This is a genomic window from Streptomyces purpureus (assembly GCF_014648195.1).
GTDB classification, from domain to species: Bacteria; Actinomycetota; Actinomycetes; order Streptomycetales; family Streptomycetaceae; genus Streptomyces; species Streptomyces purpureus.
In genome coordinates this window covers 1-17,170 of the sequence record NZ_BMQQ01000016.1, presented here as the reverse complement: position 1 = coordinate 17,170, position 17,170 = coordinate 1, and the positions used below count along the sequence as shown (strand labels likewise).

Annotated in this window: 20 protein-coding genes; all 20 read left to right on the top strand. The window is 69.4% G+C overall.

Annotation, left to right across the window (positions count from 1 at the left end):
• Positions 1–106 precede the first annotated feature (106 nt).
• Entirely contained in the window at positions 107–505 is a 399-nt protein-coding gene (locus IEZ01_RS20430; protein WP_189203034.1) for an HNH endonuclease, read from the top strand.
• Positions 506–517: 12 nt separating this feature from the next.
• Positions 518–763 carry a hypothetical protein gene (locus IEZ01_RS20425; RefSeq protein WP_189203032.1) on the top strand — a complete coding sequence of 82 codons (246 nt, stop codon included), beginning with the start codon at positions 518–520 and terminating at the stop codon, positions 761–763.
• Positions 723–2,270, top strand: coding sequence for a terminase large subunit domain-containing protein (locus IEZ01_RS20420; protein WP_229833095.1), 1,548 nt, complete (start codon positions 723–725; stop codon positions 2,268–2,270). Before IEZ01_RS20425 ends, IEZ01_RS20420 begins: the two co-directional genes overlap by 41 nt.
• Positions 2,271–2,361: 91 nt before the next feature.
• Positions 2,362–3,561, top strand: a complete 1,200-nt coding sequence (locus IEZ01_RS20415; protein WP_189203030.1) for a phage portal protein — start codon at positions 2,362–2,364, stop codon at positions 3,559–3,561.
• Positions 3,562–3,571: 10 nt separating this feature from the next.
• The gene (locus IEZ01_RS20410) at positions 3,572–4,243 is read left to right on the top strand and encodes an HK97 family phage prohead protease (RefSeq protein WP_189203028.1); all 672 of its coding nucleotides are present in this window, start codon (positions 3,572–3,574) and stop codon (positions 4,241–4,243) included.
• Between the two features lie 211 nt (positions 4,244–4,454).
• A complete protein-coding gene (locus tag IEZ01_RS20405) occupies positions 4,455–5,720 on the top strand; it encodes a phage major capsid protein (RefSeq protein ID WP_189203026.1) in 1,266 nt (421 codons plus the stop codon).
• Between the two features lie 57 nt (positions 5,721–5,777).
• Positions 5,778–6,179 carry a hypothetical protein gene (locus IEZ01_RS20400; protein ID WP_189203024.1) on the top strand — a complete coding sequence of 134 codons (402 nt, stop codon included), beginning with the start codon at positions 5,778–5,780 and terminating at the stop codon, positions 6,177–6,179.
• A 12-nt stretch (positions 6,180–6,191) separates the two neighbouring features.
• Complete coding sequence (locus IEZ01_RS20395) at positions 6,192–6,482, top strand: hypothetical protein (protein WP_189203022.1); 291 nt, start codon at positions 6,192–6,194, stop codon at positions 6,480–6,482.
• Between the two features lie 6 nt (positions 6,483–6,488).
• Positions 6,489–7,082, top strand: a complete 594-nt coding sequence (locus IEZ01_RS20390; RefSeq protein ID WP_189203020.1) for a phage gp6-like head-tail connector protein — start codon at positions 6,489–6,491, stop codon at positions 7,080–7,082.
• Positions 7,083–7,098: 16 nt separating this feature from the next.
• On the top strand, positions 7,099–7,542 hold the full coding sequence (locus tag IEZ01_RS20385; protein WP_229833113.1) for a hypothetical protein: 444 nt from the start codon (positions 7,099–7,101) through the stop codon (positions 7,540–7,542).
• The gene (locus IEZ01_RS20380; RefSeq protein ID WP_189203016.1) at positions 7,542–8,279 is read left to right on the top strand and encodes a hypothetical protein; all 738 of its coding nucleotides are present in this window, start codon (positions 7,542–7,544) and stop codon (positions 8,277–8,279) included. The genes IEZ01_RS20385 and IEZ01_RS20380 overlap by 1 nt, the downstream gene beginning before the upstream one ends.
• A gap of 76 nt (positions 8,280–8,355) precedes the next feature.
• Positions 8,356–8,766, top strand: coding sequence for a phage tail protein (locus IEZ01_RS20375; protein ID WP_189203014.1), 411 nt, complete (start codon positions 8,356–8,358; stop codon positions 8,764–8,766).
• Positions 8,766–9,275 carry a hypothetical protein gene (locus IEZ01_RS20370; protein ID WP_189203012.1) on the top strand — a complete coding sequence of 170 codons (510 nt, stop codon included), beginning with the start codon at positions 8,766–8,768 and terminating at the stop codon, positions 9,273–9,275. The genes IEZ01_RS20375 and IEZ01_RS20370 overlap by 1 nt, the downstream gene beginning before the upstream one ends.
• 11 nt (positions 9,276–9,286) lie before the next feature.
• Positions 9,287–9,697, top strand: coding sequence for a hypothetical protein (locus IEZ01_RS20365; RefSeq protein ID WP_189203010.1), 411 nt, complete (start codon positions 9,287–9,289; stop codon positions 9,695–9,697).
• Between the two features lie 201 nt (positions 9,698–9,898).
• Entirely contained in the window at positions 9,899–10,645 is a 747-nt protein-coding gene (locus tag IEZ01_RS35080) for an HNH endonuclease (RefSeq protein ID WP_229833093.1), read from the top strand.
• A gap of 154 nt (positions 10,646–10,799) precedes the next feature.
• A complete protein-coding gene (locus tag IEZ01_RS20355) occupies positions 10,800–12,857 on the top strand; it encodes a phage tail tape measure protein (protein WP_189203008.1) in 2,058 nt (685 codons plus the stop codon).
• 9 nt (positions 12,858–12,866) lie between these two features.
• On the top strand, positions 12,867–16,172 hold the full coding sequence (locus tag IEZ01_RS20350) for a hypothetical protein (protein ID WP_189203006.1): 3,306 nt from the start codon (positions 12,867–12,869) through the stop codon (positions 16,170–16,172).
• A 9-nt stretch (positions 16,173–16,181) separates the two neighbouring features.
• Entirely contained in the window at positions 16,182–16,619 is a 438-nt protein-coding gene (locus IEZ01_RS20345) for a hypothetical protein (protein WP_189203004.1), read from the top strand.
• A 1-nt stretch (position 16,620) separates the two neighbouring features.
• Positions 16,621–16,875 (top strand): hypothetical protein, encoded by a 255-nt coding sequence (locus IEZ01_RS20340; protein WP_189203002.1) that lies wholly within the window; start codon positions 16,621–16,623, stop codon positions 16,873–16,875.
• A gap of 70 nt (positions 16,876–16,945) precedes the next feature.
• Positions 16,946–17,170: peptidoglycan recognition protein family protein (locus IEZ01_RS20335; RefSeq protein ID WP_506417164.1), on the top strand; the 225-nt coding region annotated here is incomplete at its 3' end.

Here is a 17,170-nt window from a genome sequence, read left to right as displayed (position 1 = left end):
CGGTCCACGCCCCTGTGCTCATTGCGGCCAGGAGTTCACCGACCCCCACCGTCGGGTCTGCTCTCGCGAGTGCGGACGAGCGCGGAAGGCGTTCAACGTACGTCGCTTGAACGACGCGCCAACCCAGCCCGTTCCGTGCGACGACTGCGGCACGCTGACCATGCGGGGGCGCAACCAGGAGGGGCGCTTCTGCGATGGCTGCGCAAGAGCGCGGCGACGCGCGAAGGACCGGCGCGCAGCAGCTGTTCGGCGCGGCGCGGTGGTAGTCGGGCCGCGGCCGAAGCTGGACGACATTGCGCGGCGCGACGGATGGCGGTGTCACCTGTGCCTGCGATCGGTCGACCCCGGGTTGCACTTCCAGCACCGCGACGCGGCCACGCTGGACCACCTCGTACCCGTATCGGTCGGCGGCACCGACGAGCCATCGAACCTTGCGCTCGCGCACCGTGGCTGCAACTCCAGTCGCGGGGTGGGCGGCCACGTCCAACTTGCGTTGATCGGTTGAAAGGAAGCTGTCATGGGCTCAGTCGAGCAGGCCGTGCGGGAGGACATCGAAGCCATCGGCGGCCTGGTCGGCGTTGAGCCGACTCTGGCAGAGATGGCCTATCGGCTGGCGGCAGATATCGACGCGGGCGGAGGCGACGACGGGCGCCTGTTGCCAGCGCTGAACAAGGAGCTGCGGGCCACGCTGAAGCAGCTCGTGGAAGGACGACCGGCGGAGGATGAAGATGACGACCTCGCCGATCTGGACCAGCCCGACTGAGTTCGGCGAACAACTCCGCGAGCTGTACGGGCTGGAGTGCGCGCCTTGGTGGGGCACTCCACGGCGGCCGGGGTTCGCCACGCTGGGTGGGAAAGCCGCGAGGGTGATGACCCGGCTGGGCTTCGAGCCGATGCCCTGGCAGCGGTACGTGCTGGATGTGGCCTTGGAGATTGACCCGGAGACTGGGGTCTTCGCGTACCGCGAGGTGGGTCTGTCCGTGCCTCGGCAGCAGGGCAAGACGCAGCAGATCTTGGCCCTGATGGTTCACCGCATCATGGCGTGGGAGCGGCAGAACGTCACGTACGCCGCCCAGAACCGGACCATGGCGAAGAAACGGTGGGAGGACGAGTTCCTGGCAACGCTGGACGGCTCGTCTCTGTTCGGGAAGTACCGGCCCCGGAAGACGACCGGCAACGAGGCCATCATTTGGGGTAGCACGCGATCGCTTCTTGGCATCACGTCGAACACGGAGAAGGCCGGCCATGGGCCGCCGCTCGACCTCGGCGTCATCGACGAGGCGTTCGCTGCGGAGGATGACAGGCTGGAGCAGGCGTTCAGCCCCGCAATGTTGACCAAGCCGATGGCGCAGTTGTGGTGGGCATCGGCTGGTGGCACCGAGAAGTCGGTGTGGCTGAACAAGAAGCGCGCGGCTGGCCGACGGCACATCGAAGAGCTGTGGGAGACCGGCGTTCACCCCTCTGTGGCGTACTTCGAGTGGTTTGCTCCAGACTCGATGGACCGGAGCGACCCAGCCACGTGGCGTGCGACGCTTCCCGCGCTGGGGCACACGGTCACCGAGGCGGTCATCCAGGCAGAGCTGGACAAGCTGGATCCCGGAGAGTTCGACCGCGCGTACCTGAACCGGACGCGTAAGGCCTCGCCTCCGGACGACCCGAACGTCCCGAAGAAGGTGTGGCCTGGCCTGGCGGACGAGAAGTCCAGGCCTCCGGCCGATGAGGTGGCGTTCGCCATCGACGTGTCGCAGGACCGCAAGCACGCCGCGATCGGTGTAGCGATGCGCCGGCGCGACGGACGTGTGCACATGGAGCTGGTGGACCGGCGTCCCGGTACGGACTGGGTTGTGCCTGCGGTGTCGAAGCTCGTCCGGCTGTGGCGGCCGCTGGTGGTGGCAGTCGCCTCGTCGGGCGCTCCGGCCGGTTCACTCATCGATGACCTGGTCGCGGCGGGGATCACGGTTCCGGAGGACAAGCAGCATCCGCACCGCGGGCACCTGGTCGTCATGCGGGCGGGCGACATGACCGAGGCGTGCGGGCAGCTGGCCGACGCGCTGAATCAAGGCACCGTGCGGCACCTCGATCAGACGCCGCTGACCGCGGCAGTCAACGGCGCCCGTACCCGGCGGGTCGGTGACGCCTGGGTCCTGGACCGCACCGCCTCACTGGTGGACGTGGCACCGCTGATTGCCGTGACGGAGGCCCGGTGGGCGCTGCTCACGCGAGGGCCGGCCGTCCTGGACGACTACGACGTACTCAACTCGGTGGTGTGAGGAGGGATCTGTGGTGGGCCCGACTCTCGGCCCCGATGGGGTGTGGTACCCGGGCGGCGCTCCGCCGACGGAGCGCGGCGGGTGGCGGCGCATGGGGCGGGCGCTGGTGGCGTCGTTCCGGTGGATGGGTGGCGTCAGCAAGAGGGCGATCACGTCCCTGCCGTGGCTCGGCGGGGGCGGGTCGGCCTCGTCATCGACTACGGCAGCGCGAGCGATGTCGCTGGTGCCCGTGTTCGCGTGCGTGCGGATCCTCGCCGACTCGATCGCGTCGCTGCCGGTGCAGACGTACCGGAAGAACGGTGCGTCGCGGGAGATGCTGACGTTCGTTCCGTCGCTGCTTTTCGCGCCGGCCGCGCGGGACAACCTGTTCGAGTGGCTTCACAAGGCCGTGGTGTCGCTGGCCCTGCGCGGCAACGCGTACGGGCTGATCACGCAGCGGGATGCGTTCGGGTTCCCGACGTCGATCGAGTGGCTGAACCCGGACGACGTGTGGGTCGACGAGCTGCGCCCGACGCTGCCGATCTTCTACTGGCAGGGCGTCGAGGTGCCGCGCGAGCAGATCGTCCACATTCCGTGGGTGGTCATGCCGGGCAAGGTGGTGGGCCTGTCTCCGGTGTCGCACTTCGCCCACACCATCGGTGTGGGCCTGTCGGCCACGGAGTACGGGCTGTCCTGGTTCGACAACGGCGGCACCCCGCCGTCGGTGCTGAAGAACTCCGGGAAGACGATCAACCCGGACGAGTCGGCGGAGATTTCCGACCGGCTGTCGGCGCGGATCCGCTCGCGCAAGCCGCTTGTGCTCGGCTCGGACTGGGACTTCGAGGCGCTGAAGGTCAGCCCCGAGGAAAGCCAGTTCATCCAGACCATGCAGCTCAACGCGTCACAGATCGCGGCGATCTACGGCGTGCCGCCGGAGATGGTGGGCGGGGACTCCGGCGGCAGCATGACGTACGCCAACGTGGAGCAGAACGCGATCAACTTCGTCGGGTTCACGCTGCGGCCGTGGCTGTCCCGCTTGGAGGCGAAGCTGTCCGCGCTGATGCCGGGCCGTGAGTTCGTCCGCTTCAACGTCGATGCGATGATCCGCGTCGACCTGATGACCCGCTACCAGGCGCACTCCACCGCGCTGCGCGACGGCTGGCGCAACCGCGACGAGGTCCGTGCGATCGAAGACCTGCCGCCGCTGCCGCCCGGGCAGCACGGCGAGGACTACCTGCCCGTGGCCCTCCTGGCCGCGGCGGAATCCGAGCCCGATGCAGTGCCTGCGGGCGACCCAACCCCATCTGAGTGAGGAGGCCCCGGTGACCGACACCGAGCGGCGCTACACCAAGGTGCCCGTCGAGCTGCGGGCCCAGACCGACAAGAAGACCATCGGCGGGTACGCCGCCAAGTTCAACCGGCAGTCGTCGAACCTTGGCGGGTTCGTCGAGGTCGTCGACGCCGGCGCGTTCAACGCGTCCCGCGGCGACGGCTGGCCGGACGTCATCGCCCGCTACAACCACGATGACAACATGCTGCTCGGGTCCACCGGGTCCGGGACGCTGCGGCTGATGGTGGACGGGACCGGCCTCGACTACGAGGTCGATCCGCCGAAGGCGCGCGCCGACATTCTCGAACTCGTGCAGCGCGGTGACGTCCGCAAGTCGTCGTTCGCGTTCCGCACCATCGAGGACGAGTGGGGCACCACCGATCAGGGATTCCCGATGCGGACCCTGCTCCGCGTCCAGCTCGTCGACGTCGCCCCGGTCAACATTCCGGCGTACCCCGACTCGACGGCCGGCCTGCGGTCGCTGGCCCGCCACATGGGCGCGGACTTCGAGGAGGTGCGCAAGCTCGCCGACGAGGACGAGCTGCGTCGCTTCTTCGTCCGCACCGACCGCACCACGGGCAAGCCGAAGGTGCAGGAGAAGACCAGCTACGGCGCGGCGGCCCGTATGCAGCTGCTCGCCCGGAAGAGCGACCCCTACGCCTGAGCGTGGGGCACAATGAGCACAAGGTACGCCCGCCTAGCGGCGGGGGCCCGGCAACCGGCCGGGCCTGCCGATTGGACACCCCGTCGGCACGTACAGCACGGAGCAGTGATCAGACGACCGCCGATTGCAGCACGCGTCGGCCGCAGGCACCAGAACCTGGTGCGGGGCGTCGTGGGCTCCCGTTCGGATTCATCCCGACGGGAGCATTTCCATGTCCGAAGTGGCGAAGAAGCTGCGCGAGCGGCGCCTCAACGTATGGGAGCAGGCGAAGGAACTCGCCGACCGTGCGGCCGACGAGAACCGTGCGTTCTCCGGCGAGGAGGAGAAGACTTGGGTAGCGCTCAACAGCGAGCTCGACGCGCTCGACGTCCGTATCAAGGCCGTCCTGGACGGCGAGCAGCGGGCGAAGGACGCCGAGGACGCGATGTCGGCGCTCCGCGGCGAGCCCCGCAACCGGCAGGGAGACGGCAAGGGCGGCCCGGACACCGGGGCGAACGCCGAGCTGCGGCAGTTCCTGCGCGGCGAAGGCCCGCGGGCCATCGACGTCAACCCGACCGGGCCGGTCAACTTCCGTGACCTGTCGAAGCTGTCCTCCGGCGCGGGAGGCGCGACCGTCCCGACGTCGTTCTACGACCGGCTCGTCGCCCACCTGATCGAGACGTCGGCGATCCTGCAGGCCGGCGCCACGGTCCTGAACACCGCGTCGGGCGAGGTCATCCAGGTCCCCAAGACGACCGCGCACTCCAGCGCGGCGATCGTGACCGAGGCCGGTTCGATCGGCGAGTCCGACCCGGCGTTCGGTCAGGTCAGCCTCGGCGCGTACAAGTACGGCACGCTCATCCAGGTGTCCCGCGAGCTCCTCACCGACACCGGTGTGGACCTGGAGGGCTACCTCGCGATGCAGGCCGGGCGCGCCCTCGGCAACGCCTTCGGGGCGCATGCCATCACCGGTGACGGCTCGTCCAAGCCGCGCGGTGTCGTTACCGACGCGTCCGCCGGTGCGACGGGTCCGAACGCGGCGACCCCGGTTGGTGGCTTCGGTGACCAGTCCAACGCGGGCGAGGGTGCGGACCTGCTCATCACCCTGTTCCACTCGGTGATCTCTCCGTACCGGATGTCCTCGGCGTGCCGGTGGATGATGGCGGATGGCACCGCGGGTGCGGTCCGGAAGATCAAGACCACGGAGGGCCAGTACATCTGGCAGCCGTCCGTCATCGCCGGGCAGCCGGACACCATCCTCGGCAAGCCGGTCCTGACCGACCCGAACGTGCCGGCGATCGGGGCGTCCGCCGAGTCGGTGCTCTTCGGCGACTTCTCGCAGTACTTCGTCCGCCTCGCTGGCGGCGTGCGCTTCGAGCGGTCCGACGAGTTCGCTTTCGGTAACGACCTGGTCACCTTCCGGGCGCTGATGCGTGCGGACGCGGCGCTCGTCGACCTGACCGGCGCCATCAAGACGTTCACCGGCGGCACCGCCTGATGAACCTGCGGCAGGGCGGGCCCAGCGTGGGCCCGCCCCGTCCGGATTGGAGACTCCGTGTCCACGTACAACACCACGCTGTTCAAGCGGTCGCTGTCGCCGGCCGCCCGTACCGACGGGACCGCCAGCGGCGTGGCCGTCGACCGCGCCGTGAACGGCGGTATGCAGGACGCCGTCGTGCTCGTGTCGACCGGCACCGTCACCGATGGCTCCCATGCTGTGGCCATCCAGGACTCGGCGGACGGCTCGACGGACTGGCAGGCCGTTCCCGCGGCACAGCTCCTGGGCTCGCCTCCCACCCTGGTCGAAGCGAACGACGACACCGTCTACGAGGTCGGTGTGCTGTCGACCCGCCGCTACCTGCGCGTTGTCGCCGTCACGACCGGGGCGACGACCGGCGCGATCTTCAGCGCTGGGATCGTCCTGGGCCGCCCGCGCTTCGCACCGGTCAGCCGGTAAGGGAGGAACACAATGCGTATCCGCATGACGGTCGACATGTCCGGCACCCGCAACGGCCAGCCCTGGCCGCCGCGCGGGGACATCGCAGACCTGCCGACCGCCGAGGCCGCGCACCTGTGCGCGTCGGGGATCGCCGAGCCCGTCACCGAACCCGAACCCGTCGTGGAGGTCGAACAGACCACCGCCCCGCCGGCCGAGACCACCGAGGTCCCGGCCGCCGAGACCACCGCCCCGCCGGCGGAGAAGCGCCGGGGTCGACCACGTCTTCCCCGCGACGGCGAAGGCAACATCGTCCGGGAGTGAGGTGTCATGGCCAACGAGTACGCGAATCTCGCCACCCTCAAGGCCATGCTGGACCTGGAGGTCGGCGACAACAGCCGTGACGACCTGCTGAACAAGGCACTGTCGGCAGCGTCCCGCGGCATTGACCGTGTGACCGGCCGCCGGTTCTTCCTGGACGGCGAACCCACCGCCCGGGTGTTCAACCCGGCCGGACGCGTCGTCTGCGACGCCAGCGGGACGCGCTTGCTCCTGGACGACCTCGGCGCCGCACCGACGCTGGTAGAGACCGGATCCGGCAGCTCCTGGACGGCGACCACGGACTACGAGACCGGCCCGGACAACGCGCTCGTGCGCGGCCGCCCGATCACGTTCCTGCTCCGCCCGTCCGGCGGCTGGGGCAGTGGCGCAACCCGCGTGCGCGTTACCGCGGCCTGGGGCTGGCCGGCCGTGCCCGACGAGATCGAGCAGGCCGCGCTCATCCAGGCCGCGCGCCTGTTCAAGCGGAAGGACTCCCCCGAGGGTGTCACCGGCAGCGCGGAGTGGGGCGTCGTGCGTGTGTCTCGCCGGGACCCCGATGTGTGGGCGCTGATCGAGCACTTCATCCTGCCCGGGTTCGGATAAGGGGGCGGCCGTGGACATGTCTGCCGTGCGTGAGGCGATCGCCGACGCTGCCCGTGCTGTCGTCCTGCCCGACGGGGTGGGCAAGTTGACGTGCAGCGGGTACACCCCCGACTCGATCACTCCGCCGCACTTCTTCGCCGGCGAGTACGCCGTCGAGTTCGACAAAGCGATGCGCCGCAGCCTCGACGAGGTTGAGCTCACGTGCCGTGTGCTGGTGGGCCGCGCCGATGACCGGTCGGCGCAGCGCACCCTCGACCGGATGCTGTCGGGCGCCGGGCCTGCGTCGCTGAAGGCGGCGATCGAGGCGGCGCGGGGCGCCCCGGGCGAGTTCGCGCTCGGCGGCCTGGCGCACGACCTGCATGTGATGCGGGTGCAGGGCTACCGCTGGTACGAGCATCAGGGCATCCAGTACGTGGGCGCCGAACTGATCATCAAGATCATTGGAGAGGGGAGCGCGTAATGGCGAAGCAAATCCTGCTCGACTGCCGCCTGTTCGCGGTGGGCGCCGACCTTTCCGGGGCGTCCAACAAGATCGAACTCTCGGCTGAGCACGAGGACAAGGACGTCACGAACTACCGCTCGAACGGGTGGAAGGAAGTCCTCGCCGGAATCGGCTCTGCCGAGATCGCGGGCGAGGGACAGTGGGAGGCGGGTGACCCGTCGCTCGTCGACGACGCCTCGTGGGCCGACCTCGGCGGCCTCGGCCCGTACACCGTGTGCCCGAACGATTCGGTCGTCGGGGCGCTGGCGTACTTCGCCAAGGGGATGCGCGCCGACTTCAAGTTCGGCGACGCGGTCGGCGAGGTCGCGCCGTGGTCCGGCATGGTGAAGTCGTCGTGGCCGATGGTGCGCGGCCAGATCGCGCACCCGCCCGGAATGGCCCGCACGGTGACCGGCACCGGCACCGCCCTGGAGCTGGGTGCCGTCGCTGCGGGGCAGCGGCTGTACGCCGCGCTCCATGTCCTGTCCGTGGCAGGCACCGACACGCCGACGATCACCGTGCGGATTGAGTCTGACGACGCGGCGGGCATGGCGTCGCCCACCACCCAGCTCACGTTCGGGGCAGCCACTGCGGCTGGCGGGGAGATCCTTCGCACCGACGGGTCGGCGATCACCGACACGCACTACCGGGTCGCCTGGACCATCTCCGGCACGTCACCCAGCTTCATGTTCGCAGTGTCGTTGGGCGTGCGGTAAGCCCCAGTCCTTCCCCCGGAACCCGAGACCACCCGGTCCCGGGCTGTTCGTCGTGCCCAGAAAGGGGTACCCCGCCATGCCCAAGATGGTCCTGCTCGCTCAGTTCCTCTCCCTCAACGGGACGGACCTGTCCGAGTACACGCGCAAGGCCGAGGTGTCGGTCGAGGTGGAGGACAAGGACGTCACCACCTACGCCAGCCTCGGGTGGAAGGAAGTCATCGGCGGTCTCAAGTCGGGTGAACTCGGGCTGGAGTTCCTCCAGGACGTAGCCGCAACCGAGATCGACTCGATCATGTGGCCGCTGCTCGGCACCGTCGTCCCGTTCGTCGTCCGCGCCGACCAGTCCGCAGTGGGCGCGTCGAACCCGTCGTACTCCGGCAGCGTCCTGATCAACGCCTGGAACCCGATCGAGGGCAGCGTCGGCGACGAAGCGTCGGTGTCGGTCAGCTACCCGACATCGGGAGCCGTGGTGAGGGCAACCGCCTAATGGCCGGGCCGCCGTTCGAGCTGGAGTGCACGCACGAGGGACTCGACTCCCTGGTGCGTGCCATCCGACAGCAGGCCGACGCCAAGGCGCTGCGCAAGGAGCTCGCGAAGAACATGCGCGATGCTCTCAAGCCCGCGGCCGCCGAGGCCAAGAGCAGCATCATGGGCATGTCGTCGGCCGGCCTGTCGACGTCCTCGCCCGGGCTGCGTACGGCGATCGCGAAGAAGATCAGGCCCGAGGTCAAGCTCGGCGGCCGGTGGACCGGCGCCCGCGTGAAGGCGTTCAAGACGCCAGGGCTGCGGCACTTCCCCAACGCGCCCAAGCGCACCAACCGCAGGGACGGCGGATGGCGCACCCTCACCTACGGCCGGGAGCCGTGGCGCACCCAGTACGGCAAGCGGCACTGGTTCGACGAGTCGTTCGAGGGCCGCGAGAACCAGGCCAAGCAGGCCGTCCTTGACGCGATGGAAGACATGGCCCGGCGCATCGCGTCCCGGGTCCACAACTGAAGGAGAGCCCTGTGTTCCTGGTGTACCAGCCTGAGGGGCAGGACGAGCCGACCCGCTGGCGCTACAACCCCCGCAAGCTCATGTCCGTCGAGCGGGAGGACCTAGAGCGCCGCACCGGCAAGAACTTCACCGAGTTCACCACCGCCGTTCTCCAGGGCAACAGCCTGTGCCGGCGCGCGCTGCTGTTCACGTTCCTGCGCCGCGACCACGCCAAGACCCGGTTCGAGGACGTCGACTTCGCGTGGGACGAACTCACCCTGGAGTACTCCCGCCAGGAGCTGGAACGGATGCGGGAGCGGATGCCCGAACGTCTTCACGGAGACGAGCTGGCCGCCGCACTGGTCCAGATCGACGAGGAGATCGAGGGCGCCTTCGACGACGTCGAGGAGTCGGGAAAAGCGAGTCTGCCGATCGCCGACTGAGGCAGCTCGGCAACGCCGCGCACCTCCTCGGGATCCGCCCCGTCGACTGGGACTCCATGACCGTCGAACAGACCGACGCCTGCCTCGACTGGCTCGACGCGTACAAAGCCTCGCAGGACGAGGCCGAGGCCAAGATGCGAAGGAAGTGAGGGAGTACCAAGTGCCGTGCATGTTCATGTAATTCGCGCGATACAATCGGCCATGGCTCAGTGCTCCGTCGCCTCTTGCGACTTCCCCGCCCAGACCAAGGGCTACTGCCTTTCCCACTACGCGCGAGCGCGCCGCGGCGCAGACCTCGAAGCACCGATGAAGCGCGTCCGCACCGTCGACAGCGACCCCTGCGTCGTCGACGGGTGCGTGGAGCAGCGCTACATCAAGGGGTACTGCCAGGCCCACTACAGCCGGTGGAAGCGGCACGGCGATCCCAAGTACGTCCGCAAGACCCCGCTGTGCTCCGAAGATCAATGCGACGTGCCCGTGCAGGCTCGTGGGCTCTGCGCGAAGCACTATCACGCAGCGCGATACCGCGGCGAGTTCGACAGCACGCCATGTTCCGTGGACGGCTGTGCTCGCCGAGCGCACCTGTCCGGCCTCTGCTCGATGCACTACCAACGCGCCCGGCGTGGCTCGGCGCAGGGCGCTCCTCTTCGGCGCGAGGTGGGCACAGGGAGCCCCGATCGCAACGGCTACATCCGCATTCTCCAAGCCAACGGAACCACCATCGCCGAGCACCGGCTCGTGATGCAGCACATCCTCGGCCGTCCGTTGCGGGACCGCGAAAACGTCCACCACATCAACGGAATCCGCGACGACAACAGGCCCGAGAACTTGGAGCTTTGGGCCAAGCCTCAGCCCAACGGCCAGCGTGTCGAAGACCTCGTGCAATGGGTGATCGAGAACTACCGGGAGGAAGTTCTCCGACAGCTGGGTGGTGACCACCCCCAGTAGAAGTGGGGGTGGGTCATGAGCGACACGTCGCTCGTATTTCAACCTGGTAGCTAGGGACCGGGCGTCGGGGGAGGTCAGCCAGTTTGGCGAGCGGCTGAACGCAGCGGCTGCCACCATCGGCGCCGGGTTCGCCGCAGCGCTCGGCGTCGGCATCATGACGAATCTCGACATGGAGGCGGCCGGGGACAAGCTCGCGGCGCAGTTGGGTGTCGGGCCGGCCGAGGCGGCCGAGCTGTCGAAGATCTCTGCGTCGGTGTATGAGAACGCGTGGGGCGACTCGATCGAGACCGTCAACCTGGCGATCAAGGGCGTGTACCAGAACATCGGCGACACCTCGAAGGCCGAGGGCGGACTCGAAGGCGTCACCACGAAGGCCCTCGCCCTGGCGGAGACGTTCGACCAGGACCTGACCATGACCACCGCCGCCGTTGGTCAGCTGATGCGCACAGGCTTGGCCGACTCGGCCGACGAGGCGTTCGACATCATCACGACCGGCTTGCAGTCCAGCGCCGACAAGAGCGGCGACTTCCTCGAGACTCTCAACGAGTACTCCACCCAGTGGCGCCGCGTGGGCCTGGACGGGCAGACCGCAACGGGCTTGCTGTCACAGGCTCTGACGGCGGGAGCCCGGGATGCTGACCAGGTCGCCGACGCGATCGGCCAGTTCGGCGAGCGCGCGCTCGCCGGCGGAACGGCCGTCGACGACGCGTTCAAGAGCATCGGCCTGAGCTCCACCGAGATGGCCAAGCTCCTCGGCAAGGGCGGCGACTCCGCCAAGCTCGCCCTGCAGAAGACGATGGACGGGCTGCGCGGCACCAAGAACGAAACCGTCAAGCTCAATGCGGCCGCTGCCCTGTTCGGTGACCCCGCCAACGTCATGGGCGCATCGCTTTTCGCCCTCGACCCGGCCACCGCCGCAGCTGCGGCGGGCATGGACAAGGCGACCGGGTCTACAGACCGGCTGGTCGAGGCGGTGGGCGACAACCCCAAGGCCGCGCTGGAGTCGTTCAAGCGGGTGGCGCTGGCGGAACTTGGCGCGGTGGCCGGGGTGATCGTGCAGTTCGGCATGGAGAACGAGGGCGCCATGCGCCCGCTGATGTACACCTTCGCTGGGCTGGCCGTCCTGGTCCTGGTCGTCAAAGCGGCCATGATCACGTACTCGGCGGTTGCCACGATCGTGACGGCCGCGCACACGCTCATCTCGGCGTCGTGCTGGACTGTGATCGGCAACTGGTCGCGGATGATGGCCATCGGTCTCATGGTCTACGTGCGCCTCGGTGCGGCTGCGGTCGCCTCGGCCGCGACCACGGCGGCCGCGTGGCTGGGCTCGGCGCTCGCCGCGATCGGCACGTGGGTGGCCGCCGTTGTCCGGGCCGGCGCCGTCGCCGCCGCGCAGTTCGTCATGATGGCTGCGCGCGCGGTCGTGTGGGCGGCGACGATGGCTGCTCAGTGGCTGATCGCCATGGGGCCGATCGGCTGGGTCATCGCGATCGTCATCGGGCTTGTCGCCATCATCGTGGCGAACTGGGACAAGATCCGGAAGTTCACTGGAGCGTTGTGGACCTGGATGCTCGCCAAGATCCGATCCACCGGTCAAATGATCCTGGGCTTCCTGACCAACCTCCCGCTGGTGTCGTTCTTCCTGCGGCACTGGGACCGGATCAAGTCCGGCGTGGTCAGCAAGGTCACCGGGCTGATCAGCTTTGTGCGAGGCCTGCCCGGGATGATCACCCGCGCGCTCGGCAACCTCGGCGGCCTGCTGGTCGGCAAGGGCGCCGACATCGTGAGGGGCCTGTGGAACGGAATCCGCGGCATGGGCCGCTGGCTGTACGGCCAACTCCTCGGCTTCGCCCGGTCCATGATCCCAGGCCCGATCGCCAAAGCCCTCGGCATCGCCTCGCCGTCGCGGTACATGGCCGAGCACGTCGGCCGGTGGATCCCTGCCGGTGTCGTGCAGGGCATCGAGGCCGGACAGCCCCAGCTCACCCGCACCATGGCCGACCTCGTCCAGGCCCCGCCAGCGTCGGCCGCCATGGCCGCAGGCCAGCAGATGGCGCCCGCCGGTGCGCCGCTCACCCGCAGCGGCGCCGCCGCCGGAGTGGTGGTCGTCCGGCTTGAGACGACCGGCGCGGACAGCGCGATGCGCACCGCTCTCCAGAAGATCGTCCGCGTCGAGGGCCGCGGCAACGTGCAGGTGGCATTCGGCCAGTAAGGAGTGATCGTGGCGTTCCCCCAGACCCCGCTCGATGTCCGTACCGAGCTCCAGATCGGCGGGGTCTGGACCGACATCTCGTCGGACGTCTACACCCGCTCGCCGATCGCGATCGAGCACGGCCGGTCTGATGAGAGCGTCCGGACCACCCCGTCCAAGTGCTCGCTCGTGCTCAACAACCGGGACGGCGTGTACAGCTCCCGGAACCCTCTCAGCCCGTACTTCGGCCTGATCGGGCGCAACACCCCGATCCGTGTGTCGGTGCAGGGGTCGGAGTCGTACCTGTCCCTGCCCGGCACACAGGCTGATATCGCGTCCACGCCCGATCACGCGTCGCTGGACATCACCGGCGACATCGACGTGCGCGTCGAGGCCACCCTCATTGACTGGTACGGGTCCGCCCGGCAGACCCTCATCGGCAAGTGGAACTCCGCCGACTCCCAGAGGTCGTGGTTCCTGCGTGTCGGCAACGGCCTCATGACGTTCTCGTGGACCACCGGCGGCTCCAATGCCACCGCCCACTTCGTCGAGGCCGTCCTGCCTCCGATGCTCGACCGGGCGGCGCTCCGGGCAACGCTCGACGTCGACAACGGCGCGGGCGGCCACGCCGTCTCGCTGTACTGGGCCGAGTCCCTCGACGGCCCCTGGACGCTCCTGATCACGGTCACCGGCAGCGGCGCCACATCGATCTACAACTCGACGAGCCCGCTCACGCTGGCCCCGACCGACCTGGTATCCAGCCCGAACCGGCTCCCGCTCCTCGGCCGTATCCACCGCGCCGAGGTCCGCTCCGGCATCGACGGCACCGCCGCCGCCAACCCCGACTTCCGCGCCCTCACGGAGGGCACCACGGCGTTCAGCGACGCGGCCGGCCGGTCCTGGACCCTCGCCGGCGCCGCGAAAATCACGGACCGCGAGTACCGGTTCCACGGCGAAGTGTCGTCCTGGCCGCCGCGGTGGGACGTGTCCGGCGAGGACGTGTGGGTGCCGATCGAGGCCGCGGGCATTCAGCGGCGCCTTGGCGCCGGGCGCAAACCCCTCTCCTCAACGCTGCGGCGCCGGATCCCGTCCGGCGGCCCGATCGCCTACTGGCCGATGGAGGAGGGCGAGCGGGCGACTCAGGCGTACTCGACGATCCCGACGGTGGTGCCGCTGCGGACCAGCGGCATGGACTGGGCGGCCGACGATTCTCTGCCCGGCTCCAGCGCCCTGCCGAAGCTCACCGCGTCCGCCTCGATCCTCGGCTACGTCCCCCGCTCCACGGCGGCTGGCTGGCACGCCGAGTGCGTGTACTTCCTGCCGACGATGCCCGCGGCGCAGACGCAGATCCTCCGCATCACTGTCGCGGGCTCGGTGATGCGCTACGCCACCGTGTACGCCTCCACCGGCGGAATCCGGATCGAGGCCAAGGACGCCGAGGACAATGTGCTGGCGTTTTTCAACTTCACCACGTCAGCGGCCCTCACGGACTTCGCCAGCACCTGGAACCGGCTCCAGCTGTTCACCGCTGACCAGGGTGGCGGGGTGACCCGGCTGACGGCCGCGTGGCGGGACGTGTCCGCCGGCGGCGGCTACTGGTACGCCGCGACCACTTTCACGGGCGCGCAGGGCGCTGCCGTCAACGTCTCCGGTTCGTGGGGCGCGGCGACCCAGGATATGACCATCGGGCACCTCGCAGTCTTTGATGAACCCGGGGTGTTCGACGGGGCGTTGTACGTGCCCAGTGTGACGATCTACGACGGGGCCGATGATGGTTTCGCGGGCGAGACTGCCCTGTCTCGGCTGGCGCGGCTCACCGACGAGGAGTCCGCCACGGTCACGCTGTCGTGGCTCGACGGCGACCTGACTCAGAGCAGCGAGGCGATGGGGCCGCAGCGCCCGGCCGCGCTGCTGGACCTGCTCCAGGAGTGCGCGGACACCGACGGTGGAATCCTGTACGAGAGCCTGGACCGGCTGGCGCACATCTACCGCGACCGGACCAGCCTCTACAACCAGGCTCCCGCCTTGGAGCTCGACTACGCGGCGGACGGCGAGGTCGGGCCGCCGCTGGAGCCGGTGGAGGACGACCAGCGGCTCCGCAACGACGTCACCGTGAACCGGGACGGCGGCTCCTCGGGCCGGGCGGTCGACGAGGAAGGGCCGCTGTCGGTGCTCCCGCCGCCGGACGGGGTCGGCGTGTACGAAGAGGCGGTGACGCTGTCGCTGGCCGCGGACTCTCAGGCGCAGCAGATCGCGGGGTGGCGGCTGCGGCTGGGCACGGTGGATGAGCTGCGGTACCCGAGTGTGCGGCTGATGCTGCATGCCGCGCCGCACCTCATTCCGGATGTGCTGAGGATGCGCATCGGGGACAAGATCACGATCTCGAATCCTCCGCCATGGCTGCCGCCGGACCCGATCGAGCTGATCATGCAGGGCTACACCGAGATCCTCGACCAGTTCGAGTGGGACATCGTGGCCAACTGCTCGCCCGGCCGGGCCTGGACGGTGGGTGTGCTCCCGGCGGACACGGCGGGGTGGGGTGAGCCGGACGGTCCCGGCCGCCTGGACACGGACGGCTCCGAGCTGGCGGCCGGGGTGACCTCGGCCGCGACAACCATGTCCGTCGCGTTCACCGAGGGCCCACGGTGGATCACCGCAGCGCCGAACGTCGTCCCGGGCCCGTGCTTCCGCACAGGCACCGGCACGTGGGAGTGCACGCGCGGGGCGTCGATCGGGGCGGTGACGCTGGAGACAGAGATAGTGCCACCGGGCCTGCGCCTCAACGCCGCCCGGCTGACCCGCGTCCACGTGAGCGACACGGGCACCCTCAACATGACCGACCAGGTTCTGCACGCGGCGGCTGCCGGGCAGCAGTGGAAGGGCTCGGCCTGGGTGTACAACCCGGGCGACAACGGGTCGCCCAACATGCGCGTCGGCATCGCGGCGCGAGACGGGGGCGGCACGGACACGATCACGTTCGGCTCGGCCCCGGCCGCGCCGGTCGGATGGTCCAGGCTCACTGTCGGCCCTGTCACCCTGCCTGCGGGCACGGTCTCGGCGCGGCTCACGGTCGAGGGCCGCTCGGGCTGGACGCTCGGCGAGTGGTGGGTGATGGCCTACCCGCGGCTCGCCCGCGTCGACGGCGTCGACGACACCCACGAGGGCGACATGCCTCTGGACATCACCGTGGGCGGCGAGCGGATGACCGTCCACGGCATCACGAGCACCACCTCGCCGCAGGCCTTCACCGTCGAACGGTCCGTCAACGGCATCGTCAAGGGCCACTCTGCGGGCGCGGATGTCCGGCTGGCTGACCCCACCTATCTCGCCCTGTAGGAGGCATAGATGCCGCTTCTCGCCGGTCAGCGCCTCAAAGCCGGTCAGCTCGACCGGCTCCGGCCCCGCAGGTACTCGGCGGTGGGGACATCGACGGTGGCCGGCCCGCTGACCAACGGAGACATCCCCGGCTGCACGATCACCCTCACCACCGAAACCGCGAACGCGGAGTACCACATCATCGGCGTCTTCGACATACGTGCAACGCTGGGCTCGGCGGGCACGGCCACCGGCCGCGCCGCGATCGACGGCGCCATGCAAAGCCCCCTGGCGACGTTCAACGCCCCAGACGCGTCCGGCCGCAACACCGTCGCACAGCAGTGGACCGGCACCATCCCCACGGCCGGCTCCCACACGATCAAGCTCGTCGCGACGCTCACGAACAGCACCCAGGAGGCCGTGGGCGTCAACTCGTCCGTCGTGGTCATCATTCAGGAGGTCGTCTAACGTGCCGAACATCATCCCGCGTGCCGAATCGATGCAGTACGACGGCACCAACGCGCTCGCCGTGGCCGAGTGGATCGGCGCCACCGCACACACGGTGGACGAGGGCGTACTCACGCTCACGATCCCCATGTGGGGCGAGGACATGGCCTTCCGCCTCCACCCCGGCTGGTGGCTCATCCGCGACCGCGGGGTGTGCGGCGGCTCCCACAGCCCGGAGGACTACGCCCGCATCTGGCGCGAACTCCCCACCGTCTGACCCAACCCGCCCCACTCTCCGCCCCGCCCCGTGCCGTCCGGCCGGGGCCTTTCTGTTGCCCGGAGGCACCATGCACCTGATCACGCGCGCCGGGTGGGGAGCCCGCCCGTACCGCACCCCGAGCGGGGCGACCCGGTACGCCCGGCCGCGCCGTGGCGTCAAAATCCACTACCTCGGCAGCCACTACACCGACCGTCCGCACGACCGCTGCGCCGCCTATGTCCGCTCCCTTCAGGACTCCCACATGGACGGCAACGGCTGGTCCGACATCGGCTACTCGTTCGTCGTCTGCACC

Excerpts from the sequence above, each read along its gene's own strand:
- IEZ01_RS20425 (WP_189203032.1), top strand. The coding sequence starts at position 518 with ATGGGCTCAGTCGAGCAGGCCGTGCGGGAGGACATCGAAGCCATCGGC.
- IEZ01_RS20420 (WP_229833095.1), top strand. The coding sequence starts at position 723 with ATGAAGATGACGACCTCGCCGATCTGGACCAGCCCGACTGAGTTCGGC.
- IEZ01_RS20415 (WP_189203030.1), top strand. The coding sequence starts at position 2,362 with ATGGGGCGGGCGCTGGTGGCGTCGTTCCGGTGGATGGGTGGCGTCAGC.
- IEZ01_RS20405 (WP_189203026.1), top strand. The coding sequence starts at position 4,455 with ATGTCCGAAGTGGCGAAGAAGCTGCGCGAGCGGCGCCTCAACGTATGG.
- IEZ01_RS20395 (WP_189203022.1), top strand. The coding sequence starts at position 6,192 with ATGCGTATCCGCATGACGGTCGACATGTCCGGCACCCGCAACGGCCAG.
- IEZ01_RS20390 (WP_189203020.1), top strand. The coding sequence starts at position 6,489 with ATGGCCAACGAGTACGCGAATCTCGCCACCCTCAAGGCCATGCTGGAC.
- IEZ01_RS20385 (WP_229833113.1), top strand. The coding sequence starts at position 7,099 with ATGTCTGCCGTGCGTGAGGCGATCGCCGACGCTGCCCGTGCTGTCGTC.
- IEZ01_RS20380 (WP_189203016.1), top strand. The coding sequence starts at position 7,542 with ATGGCGAAGCAAATCCTGCTCGACTGCCGCCTGTTCGCGGTGGGCGCC.
- IEZ01_RS20375 (WP_189203014.1), top strand. The coding sequence starts at position 8,356 with ATGCCCAAGATGGTCCTGCTCGCTCAGTTCCTCTCCCTCAACGGGACG.
- IEZ01_RS20370 (WP_189203012.1), top strand. The coding sequence starts at position 8,766 with ATGGCCGGGCCGCCGTTCGAGCTGGAGTGCACGCACGAGGGACTCGAC.
- IEZ01_RS35080 (WP_229833093.1), top strand. The coding sequence starts at position 9,899 with ATGGCTCAGTGCTCCGTCGCCTCTTGCGACTTCCCCGCCCAGACCAAG.
- IEZ01_RS20355 (WP_189203008.1), top strand. The coding sequence starts at position 10,800 with ATGACGAATCTCGACATGGAGGCGGCCGGGGACAAGCTCGCGGCGCAG.
- IEZ01_RS20345 (WP_189203004.1), top strand. The coding sequence starts at position 16,182 with ATGCCGCTTCTCGCCGGTCAGCGCCTCAAAGCCGGTCAGCTCGACCGG.